This is a genomic window from Pseudomonas sp. FBCC-B545, assembly GCF_059134095.1.
This window is the reverse complement of sequence record NZ_CP101441.1, coordinates 2379639-2400460: the sequence shown is the minus strand read 5'-3', so window position 1 is coordinate 2400460 and position 20822 is coordinate 2379639. Positions and strand designations below refer to the sequence as shown.

Genomic DNA, 20822 nt, shown 5'->3' with positions numbered 1-20822 from the left:
CCACATAGGACTCAACATCGAGGGAAAATGTCATGGACGCCCCTGATCACACCAACGAAACTGATCTGTTGTCGTTTCCTTATCCGGACGGCTGGTTTGTGATCGCCACCGCCGATGAGCTCAGGCCCGGAGCAATCATTACCAAGCCGTTCATGGGTAAAGATGTAGTGCTCTATCGAACAAACACTGGTGTGTTACGCGCAGTTGGCCCCTATTGCCCACACCTCGGCGCCCACCTCGGCGATGGAAAGGTTGAGGGTGAGGATATCGTTTGTCCTTATCACAAGTTCGCTTTCGCACCCGACGGCCGATGCGTACGCACCGGATGTGGGGATAAGCCACCCCAGGCTCGGTTGGACAGTCGACATGTCCGGGATTGGAACGGCCTGATTGCCGTCTGGCAGAGTGCGCACGGGCAGCCCCCAGAATGGGAATTACCAGAATTCGATTGGAGCGGTTATTCCGCGCCCATCCAGGGCCTTCGTGTGCTTCCCGGCAGCGTTCAGAATCCGAGCGAAAATGGCTTTGACCCTGCTCACCTCCAACATCTTCATGGCTGGGAGAACGGGGTCTCAAAACTGCAGAAAAATGAGGGCCATCGGCTTGCTCTAACCACCAGTATAACCTTGAAAGGACGTCCAATACGCATCGACGTAGAGCTCCATGGCCTGGGGTTAATGATAGTAGATGTCAATTTGGAACGTGCTGGAATTCAAGCTAAATTCCTGGTTACACCTGCACAAATCGCCCCGTTGAAATGGACCTATCGAGAAAGCATGAAGCTGCATATCGCCTGGTTACGCAAGTGGCCGTCGTGGGCACGAAAAGCCGCATATGCGCTTCTAGCCCCGGCTGTTTATCATTTGTGGTATGTGCGACAGCTGCAACAAGATATCGACATCTGGGAAAAAAGGAGTTTTATTCGCCACCCGAAACCCTCTGCCACCGACGCACCATTGGTCGCTTACCGGCGCTGGGCAATGCAGTTTTACTCAAGCGGGAAAACCACAGGTTCTGATAGCGGCAGTCAGACGCTCTTACATTCCAGAGATATAGCCCGCTCTAGCAAGGGGTAGCCCTCGGCGGCCTTGGAGGCCCCCGGTGTGAACAAAAATCAGGCGCGTGCCGCAAGCAAAGCGTCCGGCCTCGATCTGTTGCTTCAATGCCAGCAGCGCCTTGGCGGTGTAGAGCGGTTCCAGCGGCAACCCGCAGGCCTGTTCAGTGCACTGGATAAACTCGAGCAATACCGGATCGACTTTGGCAAAGCCGCCTCGGCTGGCCTCCAGTAGTTCATAACCGCCCTGCACCAGGGCACTCACATTTCGCGCCACTCCGTGGTCATCCGGTACCGCCATGGCGCCGTAGACTGGATGCGCGCCAGCCTCGGCCAACGCCAACCCGGCCAATGTCGTGCCGGTACCCGCCGCCAACCACCAAGCGTCGTAATCCGCCCAACCGAGGTTGCTCAACTGCACCCGTGCCTGTTCGACCAACACCCCGCAGCCCAGCGCACCAGCCAGCCCACCGCCACCTTCGGGCACCGGATGGAGATGGGGATATTGTTCGCGCCAAGGCAGCCAAAAGCCCGGCTCGTGGCGTGCGCGATAGCCGCCATAACCGAGCCAATGCAGTTGCATGCCGAAGGCCTTGAGGTCGAGCACCGTGGGTGTGTCTTGAGGATGGCCGCGCAACAGACCGACGGTGGGAAAACCAAAGCGCTTGCCCGCCGCCGCCAATGCGTGCAGATGGTTGGAGTAGGCCCCGCCGAGGCTGATAACCCCTTTGTCGCCGATAGCGCGAGCCTGAGCCAGGTGCTCAGTAAGCTTGAACCATTTGTTGCCGCTGATCAGCGGATCGATACGGTCCAGGCGCAGCACGGCCAGCTCGATGCCGTTCAGCCAATCCAGTTGCAAAGGTTCAAGGGGCGCGTGGGGCAGCCAGTCGAAAGGACCCATGTGGGCGCATCTGCATGAAAAAAGGGGCGGTAGTCTAACACCGCCCCTGTTGTCGCCTTATAACTCGGCGGCCAGGCGCGAGCCCTGGTTGATGGCGCGCTTGGCGTCCAGCTCGGCCGCCACGTCGGCACCGCCGATCAGGTGCACGTTCTGGCCGGCGGCGACCAGGCCATCGTGCAATTCGCGCAGCGGGTCCTGGCCGGCGCAGATGACAATATTGTCCACCGCCAGCACCTGCGGTTCGCCCTCGGCGCCGATGCGGATATGCAAGCCTTGGTCATCGATCTTCAAGTACTCGACACTGTTGAGCATCTGCACCTGCTTGTTCTTCAAGCCGGTACGGTGAATCCAGCCGGTGGTCTTGCCCAGGCCGTCGCCGACCTTGGAGGCCTTGCGTTGCAGCAGGAACACTTCACGGGCCGGTGCATGGCGCTCGGGCTTGATCCCTGCCACACCGCCACGCGCTTGCAACTGGATGTCGATGCCCCATTCTTTCCAGAACGCCTCGCGATCCAGGCTGGTGGACACGCCCTGGTGTACGAGGAATTCCGACACGTCAAAGCCGATGCCGCCTGCGCCAATCACCGCTACGCGCTTGCCCACCGGCTTGCGCTCAAGGATCACGTCCAGGTAACTCAAGACCTTGGCGTTTTCGACGCCCGGGATCGCCGGGGTGCGTGGCGCGATACCGGTGGCCAGGATCACCTCGTCATAACCACCCGCCACCAGTTGCTCGACATTCACGCGAGTATTCAGGCACAGCTCGACGTGCGTGGTCTGCAATTTGCGCTTGAAGTAACGCAGGGTTTCAAAGAACTCTTCCTTGCCCGGCACGCGCTTGGCGATATTGAACTGTCCGCCGATCTCGCTGGCGGAATCAAACAAGGTCACCTGGTGCCCGCGCTCGGCGGCCACGGTGGCAGCGGCCAGGCCCGCAGGGCCAGCACCGACGACCGCGATTTTCTTGATCTGCTTGACCGGTAAATAATTGAGCTCGGTTTCATAGCAGGCCCGCGGGTTGACCAGGCAGGTGGTCAGCTTGCCGCCGAAGGTGTGGTCCAGGCACGCCTGGTTGCAGCCGATGCAGGTGTTGATTTCATCAGCACGCCCGGCCGCGGCCTTGTTGACGAACTCCGGGTCGGCGAGAAACGGGCGCGCCATCGAGACCATATCGGCATCGCCTTCGGCCAGGATCCGCTCGGCGACTTCCGGGGTATTGATGCGGTTGGTGGTGATCAGCGGGATCTGCACCGCGCCGCGCAATTTGGCCGTGACTTTGCTGAACGCGCCACGGGGCACCTTGGTGGCGATCGTCGGGATACGCGCTTCGTGCCAACCGATACCGGTGTTGATAATGGTCGCGCCGGCCTGCTCGATAGCCTTGGCCAACTGCACGACTTCTTCCCAGACGCTGCCACCTTCCACCAGGTCGAGCATCGACAAGCGGAAGATAATGATGAAATTCGGGCCTACGGCTTCACGCACACGGCGCACGATTTCCACCGCCAGGCGCATGCGATTTTCAAAGCTGCCGCCCCAGCGGTCGGTGCGGTGGTTGGTGTGGGCAGCGAGGAACTGGTTAATGAAGTAGCCTTCCGAGCCCATGATTTCCACGCCGTCGTATTCGGCGACCTGAGCCAGCAACGAGCAGGTGACGAAATCCTGGATCTGCTTCTCGATGCCCTCTTCATCCAGCTCCCTGGGCTTGAACGGGTTGATCGGCGCCTGGATCGCGCTGGGTGCCACCTGCTTGGGGCTGTAGGCGTAGCGCCCGGCATGGAGGATCTGCATGCAGATCTTGCCACCCGCCTCGTGCACGGCCTGGGTGACAATCTTGTGTTTCTGCGCTTCTTCGTCAGTGGTCAGCTTGGCGGCACCGGCGTACACACCGCCCTCATCATTCGGACCAATGCCACCAGTGACCATCAGGCCCACGCCGCCACGGGCGCGCTCGGCAAAGTAGGCCGCCATGCGCTCGAAACCACCGGTTTTTTCTTCCAGGCCAGTGTGCATCGAGCCCATCAGGGTACGGTTGCGCAAGGTGGTGAAACCCAGGTCCAACGGGGCCAGCAGGTGCGGGTAGGCAGCAGCGGTCATGGTACAGCTCCACAACGGATCATCACGGGACGTGGCGCACTCGAACGGCGTGCCATCGGTTTATGTCCCACAGACTAAGAGCCAGTGGACCACCGCTCAATGACTGAAACTGACAAGTTATTGATCCAAATGCACAGCGCCCCTTGGCAAGCCGCGCCATGGGCCCTACCCTAGTCGCGAACCCTGTACCTGGTCTGTTGTCTGTTGCCCATGCGTAAACTTCTAGCGTTCACCGTCACCATGGCCCTGGTTGCCGCCCTCGCCGCGTATCTGGTCTGGACCCAGGAGCGCCCCGTGGCGCATTACCTGTCAGACCTGCGCATCACCCTCGCCGTCAATGAGGGCCAGCCGGCCGAGCGTGGCAACCTGCTGGGCATCCAGCCGGAGCTGTTCCCCGCCGACTACCAGAGCCTGGAACGCCTGCACCTGAAACTGGCGGCCTACCTGCAAAACGCGCGTAACCTGGGCCTGATCAACCCCAAGACCATCGTGGTGCTGCCCGAACATATCGGCACCTGGCTGATGCTCAGTGGCGAAAAAAACGAGCTGTACCAGGCCGCGCATCTGAAGGACGCCATGCACTGGCTGTCGATCAGCAACCCGCTGCCCTTCATGCGCGCCTGGATCAGCGCCACCGGTGACAACCGCATGGACGACGCGTATTTGCGCATGAAAGCCCCGGCCATGGCGCAAGACTACCAAGTGCTGTTCGGCGGCCTGGCCAAGGAGTTCGGCGTGACCCTGGTGGCCGGTTCCATCGCCCTGCCCAACCCGACTGTCAGCCAGGGGGTGCTGCAGGTAGGCCACGGCGCGCTGTACAACGCCAGCCTGGTGTTTGCCGCCGATGGCTTGCCATTGGGCCAGCCGCAGCGCCAGCTCTACCCGATCTACGATGAACGCGGATTTATCGCGCCAGGAGATGAAAACACCCTCAGCGTGGTCGACACGCCCGCCGGGCGCCTGGGCATTCTGGTAGGCAGCGACAGCTGGTACCCGGACAACTACCGCAAGCTCAACGAACAGGGTGCGCAACTGGTCGCGGTGCCAGCCTTTGTCACCGGGCGCGACACCTGGGACCGCCCATGGCGTGGCTTCAAGAGCGTGTCGACGCCTGCTGAAGTCAGCCTCAAGCCCGAAGAAACCAGCGAGGGCGCCGCCTGGCGCCGCCTGACCCTGATCAGCCAGCAACCCGTCAGCCAAGCCACGGCGGGCATGAGCGTATTTTTACGTGGGCAGTTCTGGGACCTGGGCAGCGCCGGCCAGAGCTTTCTCAGCAGCAACGGGCAAGTGTTCGCCGACAGCGATGCCCGCGGTGCGCGCCTGCTGAACATCTGGTTGTAGCCCTTGAAGCCGGTGCGCCTGGGGGATCTGTCGGTGGGCTTCGTGCACACCCTGGCCGACGCCATCCACAGCCACGGCCTGGACCCGCAACCGCTGCTGCTGCAATACGGCCTCGATCCGGCGCGCCTGGCCGAGGCCGGCGCACGCTTATCAATCCCGCGCTATATGCGCCTGGGTCACGCGGCCATCCAACTGACCGGCGACCCGGGCCTGGGCCTGCGCATGGGCCAGCTCAGTCGCTTGAGCCAGGCTGGCCTTGCCGGCGTCACCGCCGCCCAGGCACCCAATGTGCGCGAAGCAGCGCGCGCACTGACACGCTTTGAAGCGCTGTACGGCTCCAATTATCGCGGGCAATCGAGTTTTCACGAGGATGCCAAGGGCGCTTGGCTGCGGTTCTATTCCATCAGTCCCTACAACGCCTATAACCGCTTTGTCGTCGATTCGATCATCGCCGGTTGGCTGCAGCAACTGTCTGGCCTGGCGCAGCAGCCGGTGCAGGCGCAACGGATCGAAATCGAATTCCAAGCGCCGGACTACCACGAACAATACAGCGTGCTGGGAGACGGCCTGGTGCACTTCGGCGCCGACGCCAATCAACTGCGCCTCAGCCAACCGACCCTGGCCCTGCGCAACCCACAGCATTGCCCCAGCACCTGGCACCTGTTGTTGCAGTTGTGTGAGAGAGAGTTGGAGCAGTTGACCCGCACCCGCAGCCTGCGCGAACGCATTACCCAGTTGCTCGGGCCGATGCTCAATGGGGGCCGGGAGCCCGACCTGGAAGAGGTGGCGGCACGCTTGAAGCTGCCGACCTGGACGCTGCGGCGCAAACTGGCCGAGGAAGGCACGCAATTTCGCGCCATTCTCAACGACACCCGCCGCGACCTGGCCATGACCTACATTCGCGACACGGAGCTGGCATTCGGCGAAATCGCCTACTTGCTCGGTTTTGCTTCGGCCCAAGCCTTCCAGCGGGCCTTCAGGCGCTGGAACAACCAGACCCCAGGGGAATTTCGCCGCAGTCAGCGGCATTCCACCTGAAGTCGGTTTTACAGCTCGGTGGCATCGTCGGCGGGATCCAGGGGATCCAGCTCGAATGCCTGGTACTCCAGCAATTCTTCCTGGTATTCGTCCATGGTGAACTCCTTCTTGAATTGAAATCGATTGCAGATAAATGACCAGCGAACCCAGCCTAAAGTGCCGTCATGACGAAAAAATGTCGACGTGATGACATTCCGGCATTTCAAGGTTAAACGCGCCAGGGTCGGGATGATTTAACCGCGAGGCTTTTCAAGTGCAATTGCAATCATTGCAAATGCAACCACATTTCCATTAGGGTACGAGCATCCGTTGAAAGGAGCTTCGCCCCATGCCTGCTTCCACCGCGCATTCTGCGCTGCGCTGCATCGACGCACTCGACACCGCCGCCAGCCCGGGCAGCTCGCCGTTGTATACGGTCATGACCATGGCCAATACCCTGGAATCCAGCCGAGAAGCCTGGGTGATCCGCGGCCAGTCACGCAGCCGCCGCGTGGGCAACTGGCCCACTTGGTTTGCACGCAATCGCGGCGAAAAACCTTTGCTCTACCTGCACAGCGCGACATCGTCGGCACAGCTGTGTGCACTGTCGGACCAGACCGCCCAGCGCGGCATCTTGTGCAATGACATCGAAAACCAGCCCTCCCCATGGCCCAAGGGCGCGCACCCGTCGCTGCCGTTGTGGCTGGCGACCCATCCACGCTGCACACCCTACGATCCCGCCTCGGGTGACGAAGCCCGGGCGATTGTGCTGGCGGGGCTGCGCACGCTGTACGTCGACGGGCAGCCGGGCTTTTATTACCTGGCGCTGCATGATCAGGACGCTAGCACCACGCTGGATAGTCAGGACCGTGCAGACGCCCACAAAGGCATGTATCCGATCCAACGTGGCCAAGTGGGAGATGTGCGCCTGCTCGGCGCTGGCCGGGCGCTTGAAGAAGTCATGCTCGCCGCTCGGTTGCTGGCACAGGACTGGAATATCACGGCGCAGGTATGGAGCTGCCCCAGCTACACACGGCTGGCCCGTGAGGCGGCGGCGGCCGAGCGCTGGAATCGCTTGCACCCCCTGGCCCCCAGGCGCAGTTGCCATCTGCGTGAGTGCCTGGCGGGAAATACAGCGCCGGTGATTGCAGTGACCGGCTATCCGCAGGCGATTGTCGATCAGTTGAGGGCGCACGTGGATACGCGGTTTATAGCGTTGGGCGCGGGATCGGTGCAGGCGACGGCGCCGAGCCGGTATTGGGTGGTGGTATCGGCGCTCAAGGCGTTGGCGGAACAAGGACGGATCGATGCACTAGACGTGAAGAAGGCAATGGCCCGCTACCCACTTGGATGAGCTGGAATGTTCGGGCTTGCATTGGCTTTTCATTGTTGCTCAGCGCTTGCCGCGGCTGCGGGTCGGCACGCCCGCCGCCATCGCAAGCCCGGCGGTGCGCTCCAGGGCATCGGCAAACGCCTGGCGCTGCCCGGGTTCGATCTGCGACAGGAACAGCTCGTCCACGGTGCTTTCGTAGATCTTCCACATTTTTTTGCGCAACACCCGGCCGGCGTCCGTGATCGAGGCAAACGCCGCACGACCGTCGCCGTCGGAACGCGAGCGCACCACCAGGCCGTCCTTTTCCAGGCGGTCTACCAGACGCGTGAGGTTGTAGCGCTCGATGGCCAGCACATCGGCCAATTCGTGCATGCGACGGGTACCGTCGGGCCCGCTCTCCAGGCCCCACAAGGCGTCGTACCAGGCATACGGCGGCAGATCGACCGCGGCCAGCCGCCGCTCGATTTCACGGATGACCGTCCTGTGGGCCCTGACAAAACGGAACCAGACATCCGGTTCTTTCGACGACATGCAACACCATCCGGGGGATTTCAAGAAGGTTGCAATAGTAGCTCATCCCGCGCTAGATTCCGTCATGTAGTTGCAATTGCAACTACATTGGCGTCACTCCCACAAGGAGCTCACCGCTTGAATCTGCCTACCCTGGAGCCTCACATGACCTCGAATAACACAGCAAGACTCGACGATGATCCACAGGAAACCCGCGAATGGCTGGAGTCCATCGAATCGGTGCTATCCACCGAAGGCCGCCCCCGCGCCCATTACCTGATCGATCAGTTGCTGGATTTCGACGTTGCGCGCCATGGCGACTTCTACGGGCGGGTCACCACTCCCTACGTCAACAGCATCCCGGTCGAACGCCAACTGCCCTACCCCGGCAACCTGGATATCGAGCGTCGCACCAATGCGTTTATCCGCTGGAACGCCATGGCCATGGTCTTGCGCGCAGGCAAACACTCAGGTGTGGGTGGGCATATCGCCACCTATGCATCAGCGGCGGTGTTGTATGACGTCGGCTTCGATCATTTTTTCCGTGGCCGAACCGACACGTTCGACGGCGACCTGGTGTACATCCAGGGCCACTCCTCCCCAGGCATCTACGGCCGCGCCTACCTGGAAGGCCGCATCAGCGAAGCCCAGCTCGACAACTTCCGCCGCGAGGCCGGCGGCGAGGGACTGTCTTCCTACCCTCACCCACGGCTGATGCCCGATTTCTGGCAATTTCCCACCGTGTCCATGGGCCTTGGGCCGATTACCGCCGCCTACCAGGCGCGGTTCATGCGTTACCTGGAGTTTCGCGCCCTCAAGCAACACCAGGGCCGCAAGGTCTGGGCATTCCTCGGCGATGGCGAAATGGACCAGCCGGAATCCCTGGCCGCCATCTCCCTGGCAGGCCGCGAAAAACTCGACAACCTGATCTTCGTGGTCAACTGCAACCTGCAACGCTTGGACGGCCCGGTGCGCGGCAATGCCAAGGTGATTCAAGAGTTCGAGAGCCTGTATCGCGCCGCCGGTTGGAATGTGATCAAGGTGATCTGGGGCGGCGGTTGGGACGCACTGCTGGAAAAGGACCAAAGCGGCCTGCTGCGCCAACGCATGATGGAGTGCGTGGACGGCGACTATCAGAACTACAAATCCCAGAATGGCGCTTATGTGCGTGAACACTTCTTTGGCAAATACCCGGAGTTGCTGGCGCTGGTTGCGGACATGTCCGACGACGATATCTGGAAACTCTCACGGGGCGGGCATGACCCGGACAAGGTCTACAACGCCTACGCCGCCGCCGTGCGCCACAAGGGCCAGCCCACGGTGATTCTGGCCAAGACCGTGAAGGGTTTTGGCATGGGTGAAGCCGGCGAAGGCCAGAACATCAACCATCAGCTGAAGAAGATGGGCGCCGAGGCGGTAAAAGCCTTTCGCGACCGCTTCGGCCTGGAAGTCGCCGATGACCGGCTCGACGAAATCCCTTACCTCAAACCCGCCGCCGACAGCGAAGAAGCTCGCTACTTCGCCGCAAGACGCCAAGCCCTGGGCGGCTATGTACCGGCGCGCCACACGGCTGCCGCCCCCCTGCAGATCCCCGAACTGAGCGCGTTTGCCACCCAACTCAAAGACACCGGCGAACGCGCCATCTCCACCACCATGGCCTTTGTGCGCATCCTCGGCACCCTGCTCAAGGACCCGCACCTGGGCAAGCTGATCGTGCCCATCGTGCCGGATGAGTCGCGTACCTTCGGCATGGAAAGCCTGTTTCGCCAGATCGGCATCCACTCCGCCGTCGGGCAGCTCTATACCCCACAGGACGCTGGGCAATTGAGCTACTACAAGGAGAGCAAGGATGGACAGATCATGCAGGAAGGGCTGAATGAATCCGGCGCCATTTCTTCGTGGATCGCGGCGAGTACGTCCTACAGCAATCATGGCCTGATGACTGTGCCGTTCTACATTTTCTATTCGATGTTCGGCTTCCAGCGCGTTGGCGACCTGGCCTGGGCCGCGGGTGATGCACGTGCGCGCGGCTTCCTGCTGGGTGCCACGGCCGGGCGCACCACGCTGATGGGCGAAGGCTTGCAGCACGACGACGGGCACAGTCATATCCTGGCGTCGGTGATTCCGTGCTGCGTGGCCTATGACCCAACGTTTGCCTACGAGCTGGCGGTGATTATTCGCGAGGGCATGCGGCGCATGTATGTCGAGCAAGAGGACATCTATTACTACATCACCCTGCTCAACGAAAATTACCCGCACCCAGCGATGCCCGACGGCGTTGAAGAAGGAATCCTCAAGGGCATGTATCCGCTGAGCACCCACCCGCAAGCGCAGGTGCAGCTGATGGGCAGCGGCTCGATCTTGCGCGAAGTGATCGCCGCAGCCGAGCTGCTCGCCAAGGATTTCGCCGTGCACAGCGATGTCTGGAGCGTCACCAGCCTGACCGAGCTGCGCCGTGACGGACACGCCGCCGAGCGCTGGAACCTGCTGCACCCGCAAAGCGAGCCGCGCCAGAGCTATGTCGAAAGCTGCCTCGCCGGAAAAACCGGAGCAGTGGTGGTAGCGACCGACTACATGAAGTTATTCGCCGACCAGATTCGCCCTTTCGTGCACGGTCGCCGTTTCGTCGCACTGGGCACCGACGGGTTCGGGCAGTCGGATACCCGCGAAACATTGCGCGAGTTTTTCGAGGTCGACCGCCACTTCATTGTTCTGGCGTCCTTGAAAGCACTGGCGGATGACGGTGTGATTGGCCGGGACAAAATCGCCCTGGCCATCAGCCGCTACGGGATCAACGTCGACAAGGTGGATCCCGTAGCCGTCTGAGTCACTGCGCAGGCGCTGGCAGGGGCGGAATCGCCTCTGTCGGTGCCGGCAGGCTGGGGTTGCTCGGCGCCGGCGCAGGCTCGGTTACCGGTGTCGGAGCCGGCGCAGGTTCCGGCGCCGGCTCTGGGATCGGCGCGATCGGCGCGGCCTCAGGTGGCGGCGCAAGAGGTTGCGCGGCGGCAGGCTGCGGTGTGTCCTGCGGCGCCTCGACCTTCTCGGCTACCGGAGCGGCCTTGGGTTCGGGCATGCCCAGGTCAGCCTTGGGCTTTTCGGGAATATGCTCGGCCTGCTTCACCTCCTGGGGCAGGAACACATCCACCAGGGCGAAGTACCGTTCGTAGAACTTCGGCGCCGAGACGGTCTCACTCGCCACCTTCACCATCGAGTCATCGGTGGAGCCAATCGGCATCGACACCGAACCCAGTACACCCACGCCCAGGCTGGCGGAGTTGTTGACCTTCTTCAACGCATAGCGATCCTGCAAGGCATTGGCAAACATCGTCGAGTGATGGCTGCCCTTGCCATCTGCGGCACACACCACATTGAAGCTGATCTGCAGGTGGGTCTCGCCGGTCTGCTGGAAACTCTTGTTGCCGGCCACCAGTTTCGGATCGCTGCTGGTGATGATGTAACCCTGGCTCAGCAACGCACGGCGCGCCGCTTCACAGGCGGCCACGTCGCTGACCGGGTAGTCACGGGAAAACGTACCGGAGTCATCGAAATTCTCGTGTTCATAGATAGCGGTCTTGGGTGACGAGCAACCCGCTGCGCCCGCCAGCACCAGCGCCAACCCGAGGCTGCGCAAGTGAAATGATGTCGACATTGAAAATCCTGAGGAAAACGGTCCGGACGGTATTGTGCAACAGAACGAGCCTTGGAGGCGCGCATTCCTGTCGGTAAAACGTCACCGGCTCAGGGAACCGCGTCGGTAGGAAAAAGCCCGGCACACATATGGTCGATGAATACCCGCAGTTTGGCCGAGGCATGGCGACTGGCCGGCCACAACAACCAGAAACTGCCGCGGTGCTCGAGATGCTCGTCCAGCACTCGCTGTAATTGCCCCTTGCTTACCGCCTGGTTGACCATGTAGTCCGGCAGGCATGCAATACCGAGACCTTCCTGCACCACATGATAGAGCGACTCGATGGTGGTACTGACCAATGGCGTGCGCAGGCTCGGCTCCGTTGAGCCCGGAACCTGACGCAGGGGCCAGGGCTCCAGCTTGCCGGTGGCGCAGAATTTATGCCGCAGGCAGGCGTGGTGATCCAGGTGTTGCGGCTGACTTGGAATGCCGTGCTGCTCAAAGTAGCCGGGTGTGCCGACGAGAACCAATTGGTAGTGCCCCAGATGGCGCGCCATCAACCGCGAATCTTCCGGTTTGCCGGTGCGAATCACCGCATCGAAGCCCTCTTCGATCACGTCCACCATGCGGTCGGAAAAATCCACGTCCAACTCGATTTCCGGGTAGGCACGCATAAAGTCGCTGATCACCGGCATCAACAAACCACGCACCTGGGGCACGCTGATACGCAACTTACCCCGAGGCGTGGCGCTGGCCTGGGTCAATTCCTGTTCGGCCGCCTCCACTTCCGCCAGGATGCGTCGCGAGCGCTCCAGGAACAGCGCGCCCTCACTGGTCAGGGTGATACTGCGGGTGCTGCGATGAAACAGCCTGACGCCCAGGCGCTCTTCCATCCGCGCGATACTTTTGCCTACCGCCGAAGATGACACACCCAATATCCGACCCGCCGCGGTAAAGCTGCATGTGTCCGCGACCTGTACGAATACCGAGAGACTGCCGAGGTTGTCCATGGTGATGCCTTGGCTGATTAAGGACAACAACGTCCGATAAGTTCGGAACCTTAGCCTGTTTTTCCGCACGCCGCAGCCCCCTACCCTGTCTCCTTGCCCCTTCAAGGAGAACCCCATGAACGACAGCCCTTTATTGGCCGGTACTGCCCCCCAGCATGAGGCCCTACCCCTGGCAGGCTTGCTGGACCTGGCCTCGGCTGGCTTTATCACCATTCTTACCGAAGCGATGCCCGCCGGATTGCTGCCGCAAATGAGTGCAGGGCTGGGCGTGTCCCAGGCCCTGGTCGGGCAGTTGGTGACGCTCTACGCCCTCGGCTCGTTACTTGCGGCCATCCCCCTGACGCTGCTGACCCGGGGCTGGCGCAGACGTCCCCTGCTATTGATTGCCATTGGCGGCTTTGCCTTGGTCAACAGTGTTACCGCGTTTTCCAGCCACTACGGCCTGACCTTGATCGCACGCTTTTTCGCGGGTGTGTTCGCTGGGCTGCTGTGGGCACTGCTGGCGGGTTACGCCAGCCGCATGGTTGCGCCGCACCTGCAGGGCCGGGCGATTGCCGTGGCCATGCTGGGCGCGCCGCTGGCCTTGTCCCTCGGCGTACCTGCCGGCACGTTGCTGGGTACGCTGGTGGGTTGGCGCACCAGTTTCGCCATCATGACCGGCCTGACCCTGTTACTGCTGGTATGGGCGCGCTGGCAACTGCCGGACTTCGCCGGTGAACCGGCAAGCAAGCGCCTGGGCTTGCATAAGGTACTGACCTTACCGGGCATACGTCCGGTGCTGTGGGTGACCCTTACCTACGTGTTGGCCCACAACATCCTCTACACCTACATCGCGCCGCTCCTGGTGCCGGCCGGGATTGGCGGCGACATCGACAGGGTATTGCTCGTGTTCGGCTTGATGGCCTTGTTGAGCATCTGGCTGGTAGGCATCTGGATTGACCGGCATCTACGGCTACTGACCCTCATCAGTTGTGCGATGTTCGCCGTGGCCGCCTTGCTGCTTGGCCTCTGGATCAGCTCGCCAATCAGCCTCTACATCAGCGTGGCGTTGTGGGGCCTGGCGTTCGGTGGCCTCGCGGCCCTGTTGCAGACCGCCCTGGCCAGGGCGGCGGGCCACTCGGCCGATGCCGCGCAATCAATGCTGGTCACAGTGTGGAACCTGGGCATTGCCGGGGGAGGATTGGCAGGTGGTTTGTTGCTGCAAAGCTTCGGTGTCGAGGTATTCCCATGGGCAGTTTTAGGCCTGATGGCCCTGGCGGTGGGCGCAATCCTGGGTAAGACAAAGCACGCACCATGACAAGTTTGTTTACAACTTATTCATCAGCTTCCTATCATCCCCCTGGGTGCGTCGCTGCATAAAGTACGGCGCAGGTTAAAAGCCAAGCATTGGTCGGGCCGCCAATGGAGATTTGTCGTGCCTGATAAACACCCTGCGATCCCTCGCCCTCAACGTCTGGCTGAGGGCGCGCTGTCTGCCCTTGAGCGCTTTTCCCGTATCGAAGCCGTCAGCGGTATCGTCCTGCTGCTGGCGGCCATTGCGGCGCTGATCTGGGCCAACAGCCCCGCCGCGGCGACCTACGAGCACTTCTGGAACACGCCCATCACCCTGGGGCTGGGCGACTACAGCGTCTCACGCTCCCTGCACTTTCTGGTCAATGATGGGCTGATGACCATCTTCTTCCTGGTGGTCGGTGCCGAGATCCGCCAGGAAATCAAGGACGGTGCCCTCGCCAACCTCAAGCTCGCCACGCTGCCGCTGGGCGCGGCGTTGGGCGGCGTGCTGATGCCAGCGCTCATCTACACCCTGCTCAACCACGGCACTGCCGCCGCGAGTGGCTGGGCCGTGCCCACCGCGACCGACATCGCCTTTGCCGTGGGCGTGCTGGCGTTGCTGGGCAAATCGATTCCCAGTGGCGTGCGTATTCTGCTGCTGGCCCTGGCGATCATCGATGACATCGTGGCGATCCTGATCATCGCGATCTTCTTCACCGCCAGCCTCGACTACATGGGTTTGGTGATTGCTGCAGGCGGGCTGGCCCTGGTGCTGGTGTTTCAGCGCATGGGCATCGGCAAGGCCGCGATCTATCTGCTGCCAGGCGCGATTGTCTGGTTTGGCCTGCTCAAGACCGGCGTGCACCCTACCCTCGCCGGGGTCATCCTTGGCTTGATGACGCCGGTCAATTCCAAGCCCACCACTGAACGTCCGCTGGAGACCATCGAACGCACGTTCAACGAACTGATGGAACGCTTCTCGCAACCGGCGCAAGGCGCACAGCAGGTTGCCCAGCCCCTCAAGCAACTGCGCGAAGCCCAACGGGAAATATTAACGCCGGTACAACGGGTGCAATCGGCACTGCACCCATGGGTAGCATTCGGCGTGATGCCGCTGTTCGCGCTGGCCAATGCCGGAGTGAGCCTGGACGGTTTCAACCTGGATGACTCGCTGGCCCACGGTGTGTTCATGGGTGTCATCTTCGCCCTGGTGCTCGGCAAGCCGTTGGGCGTGATGCTGGCGAGCCTGGCCCTGGTCAAGCTCAATATCTGCAAGCTGCCCGATGGTGTGACCTGGACCGGGGTGGGCCTGGTAGGCCTGTTGGCGGGGATCGGTTTCACCATGTCGATCTTTATCTCTTCCCTGGCCTTCTCCGACCCGGCCCTGCTGTCGGCTGCCAAACTGAGTGTATTGGCCGCTTCAACCCTGGCGGCGGTGATCGGCCTGACCTGGGGCAAGCTCAAGTTTGCCGGCAAGCCTACTTAAGGCGAATTCAGCAGCGCTTTATCGAGGGCAAAAAAAAACCCCGGCCTTTTCAGGACGGGGTCTTTTTATTCAGGCCGGCATCAATACTTCTTGATGTCTGCCTGGGTTTCCAGCTGCTTGCGGTACGCCGCGAAGTCCTGCTGGCCGATACGGGAAGCGAGGAAGCGACGGTATTGCGCCTTTTCTTCGTCCGTAGGCGCTGCCGCTTCGTTGACACCGTTCAAGCGCACGATCACCAGGCTGCCATCGCGCAGGGTCACGGTGGCGAAGGTCGGCTTGTCCTTGGCCGCAGGCTTGGGCATGCGGAACAGGGCTTGCAGCACGGCCGGGTCGATGGATTCCTGACCACGGGTCGCCGCTTCGGTGACCTTCCAGGCTTGGCCGTCAATCGGCTGGTCCAACGCGGTCTTGCCATCGCGCAGGCTGGCGATCAACTCGTCGGCATGGGCCTTGGCAGCAGCGCTCGCGCGCTCCTTGGTCATCTGTGTGCGAATGGCGGCCTCGACCTTCTCGAGCGGCAGTTGGGCCGGCTTGAGATGCTCCTTGGCACGCAGCACGATGATGGTTTCCGGGTCCAGTTCGATGGCGCTGCTGTTGGCACCTTCATCCAGCACTTCCGGGCTGAACGCGGCGGTGACCACGGCACGGTTGGCCGCGACGCCTTCGCCACCTTCGCGGCCAAACGGCGCGGAGGTATGGACGGTCAGTTTCAGGTCAGATGCCGGCTGGGCCAGGTCGGACGCTTCAAATGCCGCATCTTCCAATTGCTTGGTCGCTTCGACAAACCGCTGTTCTACCTGCTGGGTCTTGAGCTCGCGGGTCAGCTTGTCTTTCAGGCTGGCGAACGATGGCACCTCAGGTGCTTCAACTCCCAGCAACTTGATCAAGTGCCAACCGAAGGCACTGCGCACCGGCGCCGATACCTGGTCTTGCTTCAAGCCGTACAAGGCGGTTTCGAAGTCCGGATCGTAGACGCCCGGACCGGCAAAGCCCAGGTCGCCGCCATTGTTGGCCGAACCTGGATCCTGGGAGAACTCCTTGGCCAGGGCTTCGAACTTCTCACCCTTGGCCAGGCGCGCCTGGATCTCTTCGATCTTGGCCTTGGCTTGCGCCTCGGTGACCTTGTCGTTGACTTCAATCAGGATGTGCGCGGCACGACGCTGTTCAGCGAGGTTGGCGGTTTCCTTCTCGTAGGCAGCCTGCAATTCATCGTCCTTGACGGTGACCTGGTCGAAGAACGACGACTTCTTCAGCTCCAGATAGTCGATGACCACCTGGTCCGGTGTCATGAACTCCTTGGCGTGCTGGTCGTAGTAAGCCTTGACCTCGTCATCGGTGAGTTTCACCGCCGCAGGGTCAGCCTTGATATTGACGGTGGCGAAATCGCGGGTCTGCTTTTCCAGACGGGCGAATGCCAGCACCTCGGCGTCGGTCACGAAACCGCTGCCGGCGATACCTGCGCGAACCTGGCCGATCAGCATTTCCTGGGTCAGCATCTGACGGAATTGCATACGGCTGTAGCCCAGCTGACGGATCACCTGGTCAAAGCGTTCGGCGCTGAACTTGCCGTCCACCTGGAATTCCGGCGTCTGCAGGATCACCTGGTCCAGTGCCGCTTCCGAGAAGCCGAACTTGGAATCAGCAGCGCCTTGCAGCAGCAGCTTGCGATCGATCAGGCCCTTGAGGGCCGCGTCGCGCAGCAGTTTTTCGTCCAGCAGGGAAGCGTCGAAATCCTTGCCCAGCTGTTGCATCAGCTGGCGCCGTTGCATGTCGACGGCCTGGCTCAATTCGGTCTGGGTGATTTCCTCACCGTTGACCTTGGCCACGTCCTGCTTGTTGTTACCCGAAGCCTGGAAAATAGCCTCGATACCGGTGAACGCCATCAATGCGACGATGATCCCGATAATGGTCTTGGCAATCCAGCCTTGTGAATTGTCCCTGATATTTTGCAGCATGCGTCCCCCAGAAACGGTTGAACTTCAAATTTAGGCAACCGTGGAGCGTGGGTAGAGTCCGGATAGAAGAAAGGCGCATCCGAGGATGCGCCTTCTCGTAACTGGCGGAGCGGACGGGGGTTAGAACCCACACCCCCGGCATGGCGACCCAATGGATATGTGGGTCAGCTGCCGCTCCGCTGCCAGGCCAGACCTGCGTCTAACCCGGGTAGGTAAGGCAAGAACGAAGCTTAGTTAACTGCTTCTTTCAGGGCTTTACCGGCTTTGAAACCTGGTTTCTTGGCAGCAGCGATTTGCAGTGCTTTACCGGTCTGTGGGTTACGGCCAGTGCGAGCTGGGCGATCGGTCACAGAGAAAGTACCGAAGCCTACCAGTACCACGGAGTCGCCGGCCTTCAGAGCGCCAGTGACGGATTCGATTACTGCGTCCAGCGCACGGCCAGCAGCAGCTTTCGGGATATCAGCGGATGCGGCGATAGCATCAATCAGTTCCGACTTGTTCACTCTAAGTCCCCTTATATATCTATTGAGTATGATTCTAAGTTTTTTGGTAAAAGCAAAAACCAGTGCTGAATGGCCTACAGACACTTAAGAGCCGCTTTATAACAAGGGCTCTAAAAAGCTGTCAAGGAAGCCCCCAGGCTTTAACACATTAATGCGTGCTAATTCTTTCCTTGGAATCGGACTCGCGTTTTTCGTCCTTCGCGACTATCTCCGGAGCCACATCCGGCAAGGGCTCCGGCGCGTATTGCAGCGCAATTTGCAGGACCTCGTCAATCCATTTAACCGGTTTAATCTGAAGATCCTGCTTGATGTTGTCAGGAATTTCCTTCAAATCGCGAACATTCTCTTCAGGAATGATCACCGTCTTGATTCCACCCCGGTGTGCAGCAAGCAATTTCTCTTTCAGACCACCGATAGCCAATACTTGGCCACGCAGGGTAATTTCCCCGGTCATTGCCACATCGGCGCGCACAGGAATCCCGGTCAATGCCGACACCAGGGCCGTGCACATGCCTACGCCAGCGCTGGGGCCGTCCTTCGGGGTCGCCCCTTCCGGCATGTGGATATGGGTGTCGTGCTTCTCGTGGAAGTCCAGGGGGATGCCCAGGCTGCGGGCGCGGCTGCGCACCACGGTCTGCGCGGCCGTAATGGATTCGACCATCACATCACCCAGGGAGCCGGTCTTGATCAATTGGCCTTTGCCCGGAATTACCGCGGCTTCGATGGTCAGCAATTCGCCACCCACCTGGGTCCACGCCAGGCCAGTCACCTGCCCCACCTGATCCTGCTGCTCGGCCAAGCCGTAGCGGAATTTCTTCACACCCAGGAAGTGTTCCAGGGAGTCAGCCACCACCTTCACGGAGAAGCGTTTTTCCAGGGCGTGTTCCTTGACCGCCTTGCGGCAGATCTTCGCGATCTGGCGTTCGAGGCCCCGCACGCCGGCCTCGCGGGTGTAGTAACGCACGATGTCGCGGATCGCCTCGACGTCAAATTCGATCTCGCCCTTCTTCAGGCCGTTGGCTGAAATCTGCTTGGGCGCGAGGTATTTGACCGCGATGTTGATCTTCTCGTCTTCGGTGTAGCCCGGCAGACGAATCACCTCCATCCGGTCCAGCAACGCTGGCGGAATGTTCATGGAGTTGGAGGTGCACAGGAACATTACGTCGGACAGGTCGTAGTCGACTTCCAGGTAATGGTCGTTGAAATTGTGATTCTGCTCTGGATCGAGGACTTCAAGCAGCGCCGACGCAGGATCGCCACGCATGTCGCTGCCCATTTTGTCGATTTCATCGAGCAGGAACAGCGGGTTGCGCACACCCACTTTTGTCATCTTTTGAATCAATCTTCCTGGCATCGAACCGATGTAGGTACGGCGATGACCACGGATTTCCGCCTCGTCACGCACGCCGCCCAGGGCCATGCGCACAAACTTGCGGTTGGTGGCGCTGGCAATCGACTCCGCCAGGGAGGTTTTACCTACACCTGGAGGGCCGACCAGGCACAACACCGGGCCGCGGATTTTCTTCACGCGCTTTTGTACGGCGAGGTACTCGAGGATGCGTTCCTTGACCTCTTCAAGGCCGTAGTGGTCGGCATCTAGGATCTCTTCGGCACGGGCCAGGTCCAGGCGCACCTTGGTCTGGGCCTTCCACGGCACCTGTACCAGCCAATCGATATAGGAGCGCACCACGGTGGCTTCGGCCGACATCGGCGACATCTGCTTGAGCTTGTTCAGCTCAGCGGTGGCCTTGGTCAAGGCGTCTTTCGGCAGGCCAGCGGCGTCGATACGCTTTTTCAGCTCTTCGATTTCGTTGTGGCCTTCCTCACCGTCACCGAGCTCTTTCTGAATGGCCTTCATCTGCTCATTCAGGTAGTACTCGCGCTGGCTGCGCTCCATTTGTTTCTTCACGCGGCCGCGGATGCGCTTCTCGACCTGCAACAGGTCGATTTCGCCATCGAGCAGCGCCAGCACATGTTCGACACGTGCCGGCAGGTCGATGATTTCGAGGATGTCTTGCTTCTGCTCGATTTTCAGCGCCATGTGCGCCGCCATGGTGTCGACCAGACGGCTTGGCTCATCAATGCTGTTGAGGGAAGACAGGACTTCAGCCGGGACTTTCTTGCCCAACTGCACATACTGCTCGAACTGCGAGAGCAGGCTGCGTACAAATACCTCGGACTCACGCTCCGGGGCCTCGACTTCTTCAATCAGCGCCACTTCGGCGCGCAGGTGGCCGTCCACCTCCATGAAACGCTCTACCGCGCCGCGCTGCTCGCCTTCTACCAGTACCTTGACGGTACCATCGGGCAACTTGAGCAATTGCAATACAGTCGCAACGGTGCCGACGCGATACAGGGCGTCTTCGCCTGGATCATCATCAGCTGGATTCTTCTGGGCCAACAGCAGGATTTGCTTGTCGCCCGTCATCGCGGCCTCGAGGGCTTCGATAGACTTCTCGCGCCCCACGAACAGCGGGATAACCATGTGCGGATAGACGACGACATCACGCAACGGCAGGAGAGGCAATTCGATGGTTGTCTTCATGATTTCGCCTCTATGACAGTTGAAAAGTAAGCTTGAAACCAAGATGGGGGTTCGATGCAAAAAAAACAAGCTCAATGCCAGCAGTTAAACGCATGAATAACCGCGAATTTAACCACTGCCTTGAGAAACCACCCCAAAAAAACAAGGGGCCCCTGAAGGCCCCTTGCTTG

General features: G+C 60.8%; 16 protein-coding genes. 7 read left to right on the top strand and 9 right to left on the bottom strand.

The annotated features are described in order from the left end of the window. Positions 1-32: 32 nt before the first annotated feature. Complete coding sequence (locus NMB39_RS11195; protein ID WP_494339239.1) at positions 33-1076, top strand: Rieske 2Fe-2S domain-containing protein; 1044 nt, start codon at positions 33-35, stop codon at positions 1074-1076. Here NMB39_RS11195 and NMB39_RS11190 read toward each other — a convergent pair. Further along, complete coding sequence (locus NMB39_RS11190) at positions 1038-1955, bottom strand: 1-aminocyclopropane-1-carboxylate deaminase/D-cysteine desulfhydrase (RefSeq protein ID WP_057025238.1); 918 nt, start codon at positions 1953-1955, stop codon at positions 1038-1040. The two genes, NMB39_RS11195 and NMB39_RS11190, sit on opposite strands and share 39 nt — an antisense overlap. A 57-nt stretch (positions 1956-2012) precedes the next feature. Beyond that, positions 2013-4052 carry an oxidoreductase gene (locus tag NMB39_RS11185; RefSeq protein ID WP_494339240.1) on the bottom strand — a complete coding sequence of 680 codons (2040 nt, stop codon included), beginning with the start codon at positions 4050-4052 and terminating at the stop codon, positions 2013-2015. 210 nt (positions 4053-4262) lie between these two features. Between NMB39_RS11185 and NMB39_RS11180 the strand changes: the two genes are divergently transcribed. Together NMB39_RS11180 and NMB39_RS11175 are read left to right on the top strand one after the other, a co-directional pair. Further along, a complete protein-coding gene (locus NMB39_RS11180) occupies positions 4263-5393 on the top strand; it encodes a carbon-nitrogen hydrolase family protein (protein ID WP_057025236.1) in 1131 nt (376 codons plus the stop codon). 3 nt (positions 5394-5396) lie between these two features. After that, on the top strand, positions 5397-6431 hold the full coding sequence (locus NMB39_RS11175; RefSeq protein ID WP_057025235.1) for an AraC family transcriptional regulator: 1035 nt from the start codon (positions 5397-5399) through the stop codon (positions 6429-6431). Between the two features lie 8 nt (positions 6432-6439). Here the strand turns inward: NMB39_RS11175 and NMB39_RS11170 are convergent, their stop codons facing one another. After that, entirely contained in the window at positions 6440-6637 is a 198-nt protein-coding gene (locus NMB39_RS11170; RefSeq protein ID WP_124356201.1) for a hypothetical protein, read from the bottom strand. Positions 6638-6759: 122 nt separating this feature from the next. On the opposite strand from NMB39_RS11170, the gene NMB39_RS11165 reads away from it, so the two are divergent. After that, a complete protein-coding gene (locus NMB39_RS11165) occupies positions 6760-7764 on the top strand; it encodes a transketolase-like TK C-terminal-containing protein (protein ID WP_494339241.1) in 1005 nt (334 codons plus the stop codon). A 39-nt stretch (positions 7765-7803) separates the two neighbouring features. On the opposite strand, the gene NMB39_RS11160 is transcribed toward NMB39_RS11165, so the two are convergent. Next, positions 7804-8274, bottom strand: coding sequence for a MarR family winged helix-turn-helix transcriptional regulator (locus NMB39_RS11160; protein WP_367236105.1), 471 nt, complete (start codon positions 8272-8274; stop codon positions 7804-7806). Between the two features lie 144 nt (positions 8275-8418). On the opposite strand from NMB39_RS11160, the gene aceE reads away from it, so the two are divergent. Continuing rightward, positions 8419-11079, top strand: coding sequence for a pyruvate dehydrogenase (acetyl-transferring), homodimeric type (aceE, locus tag NMB39_RS11155; protein WP_494339242.1), 2661 nt, complete (start codon positions 8419-8421; stop codon positions 11077-11079). Position 11080: 1 nt separating this feature from the next. Here the strand turns inward: aceE and NMB39_RS11150 are convergent, their stop codons facing one another. Both NMB39_RS11150 and NMB39_RS11145 read right to left on the bottom strand, forming a co-directional pair. Then, a complete protein-coding gene (locus NMB39_RS11150; RefSeq protein ID WP_494339243.1) occupies positions 11081-11902 on the bottom strand; it encodes a DUF2242 domain-containing protein in 822 nt (273 codons plus the stop codon). Between the two features lie 89 nt (positions 11903-11991). Beyond that, the gene (locus NMB39_RS11145) at positions 11992-12891 is read right to left on the bottom strand and encodes a LysR family transcriptional regulator (RefSeq protein WP_494340599.1); all 900 of its coding nucleotides are present in this window, start codon (positions 12889-12891) and stop codon (positions 11992-11994) included. A 115-nt stretch (positions 12892-13006) separates the two neighbouring features. Between NMB39_RS11145 and NMB39_RS11140 the strand changes: the two genes are divergently transcribed. After that, positions 13007-14188 (top strand): MFS transporter, encoded by a 1182-nt coding sequence (locus NMB39_RS11140; RefSeq protein WP_494339244.1) that lies wholly within the window; start codon positions 13007-13009, stop codon positions 14186-14188. 117 nt (positions 14189-14305) lie between these two features. Further along, positions 14306-15649, top strand: coding sequence for a Na+/H+ antiporter NhaA (gene nhaA, locus NMB39_RS11135; RefSeq protein ID WP_494339245.1), 1344 nt, complete (start codon positions 14306-14308; stop codon positions 15647-15649). 80 nt (positions 15650-15729) lie between these two features. Here nhaA and NMB39_RS11130 read toward each other — a convergent pair whose 3' ends face one another. The 3 genes from NMB39_RS11130 to lon all read right to left on the bottom strand — a co-directional run bounded on the left by NMB39_RS11130 (position 15730) and on the right by lon (position 20652). Continuing rightward, positions 15730-17604, bottom strand: coding sequence for a SurA N-terminal domain-containing protein (locus NMB39_RS11130; RefSeq protein WP_124412597.1), 1875 nt, complete (start codon positions 17602-17604; stop codon positions 15730-15732). Between the two features lie 230 nt (positions 17605-17834). Then, entirely contained in the window at positions 17835-18107 is a 273-nt protein-coding gene (locus NMB39_RS11125) for an HU family DNA-binding protein (RefSeq protein WP_003174819.1), read from the bottom strand. A 148-nt stretch (positions 18108-18255) separates the two neighbouring features. After that, the gene (gene lon, locus NMB39_RS11120; RefSeq protein ID WP_306958297.1) at positions 18256-20652 is read right to left on the bottom strand and encodes an endopeptidase La; all 2397 of its coding nucleotides are present in this window, start codon (positions 20650-20652) and stop codon (positions 18256-18258) included. Between the last annotated feature and the right edge of the window lie 170 nt (positions 20653-20822).

Excerpts from the sequence above, each read along its gene's own strand:
- NMB39_RS11195 (WP_494339239.1), top strand. The coding sequence starts at position 33 with ATGGACGCCCCTGATCACACCAACGAAACTGATCTGTTGTCGTTTCCT.
- NMB39_RS11190 (WP_057025238.1), bottom strand. The coding sequence starts at position 1,955 with ATGGGTCCTTTCGACTGGCTGCCCCACGCGCCCCTTGAACCTTTGCAA.
- NMB39_RS11185 (WP_494339240.1), bottom strand. The coding sequence starts at position 4,052 with ATGACCGCTGCTGCCTACCCGCACCTGCTGGCCCCGTTGGACCTGGGT.
- NMB39_RS11180 (WP_057025236.1), top strand. The coding sequence starts at position 4,263 with ATGCGTAAACTTCTAGCGTTCACCGTCACCATGGCCCTGGTTGCCGCC.
- NMB39_RS11165 (WP_494339241.1), top strand. The coding sequence starts at position 6,760 with ATGCCTGCTTCCACCGCGCATTCTGCGCTGCGCTGCATCGACGCACTC.
- NMB39_RS11160 (WP_367236105.1), bottom strand. The coding sequence starts at position 8,274 with ATGTCGTCGAAAGAACCGGATGTCTGGTTCCGTTTTGTCAGGGCCCAC.
- aceE (WP_494339242.1), top strand. The coding sequence starts at position 8,419 with ATGACCTCGAATAACACAGCAAGACTCGACGATGATCCACAGGAAACC.
- NMB39_RS11150 (WP_494339243.1), bottom strand. The coding sequence starts at position 11,902 with ATGTCGACATCATTTCACTTGCGCAGCCTCGGGTTGGCGCTGGTGCTG.
- NMB39_RS11145 (WP_494340599.1), bottom strand. The coding sequence starts at position 12,891 with ATGGACAACCTCGGCAGTCTCTCGGTATTCGTACAGGTCGCGGACACA.
- NMB39_RS11140 (WP_494339244.1), top strand. The coding sequence starts at position 13,007 with ATGAACGACAGCCCTTTATTGGCCGGTACTGCCCCCCAGCATGAGGCC.
- NMB39_RS11130 (WP_124412597.1), bottom strand. The coding sequence starts at position 17,604 with ATGCTGCAAAATATCAGGGACAATTCACAAGGCTGGATTGCCAAGACC.
- lon (WP_306958297.1), bottom strand. The coding sequence starts at position 20,652 with ATGAAGACAACCATCGAATTGCCTCTCCTGCCGTTGCGTGATGTCGTC.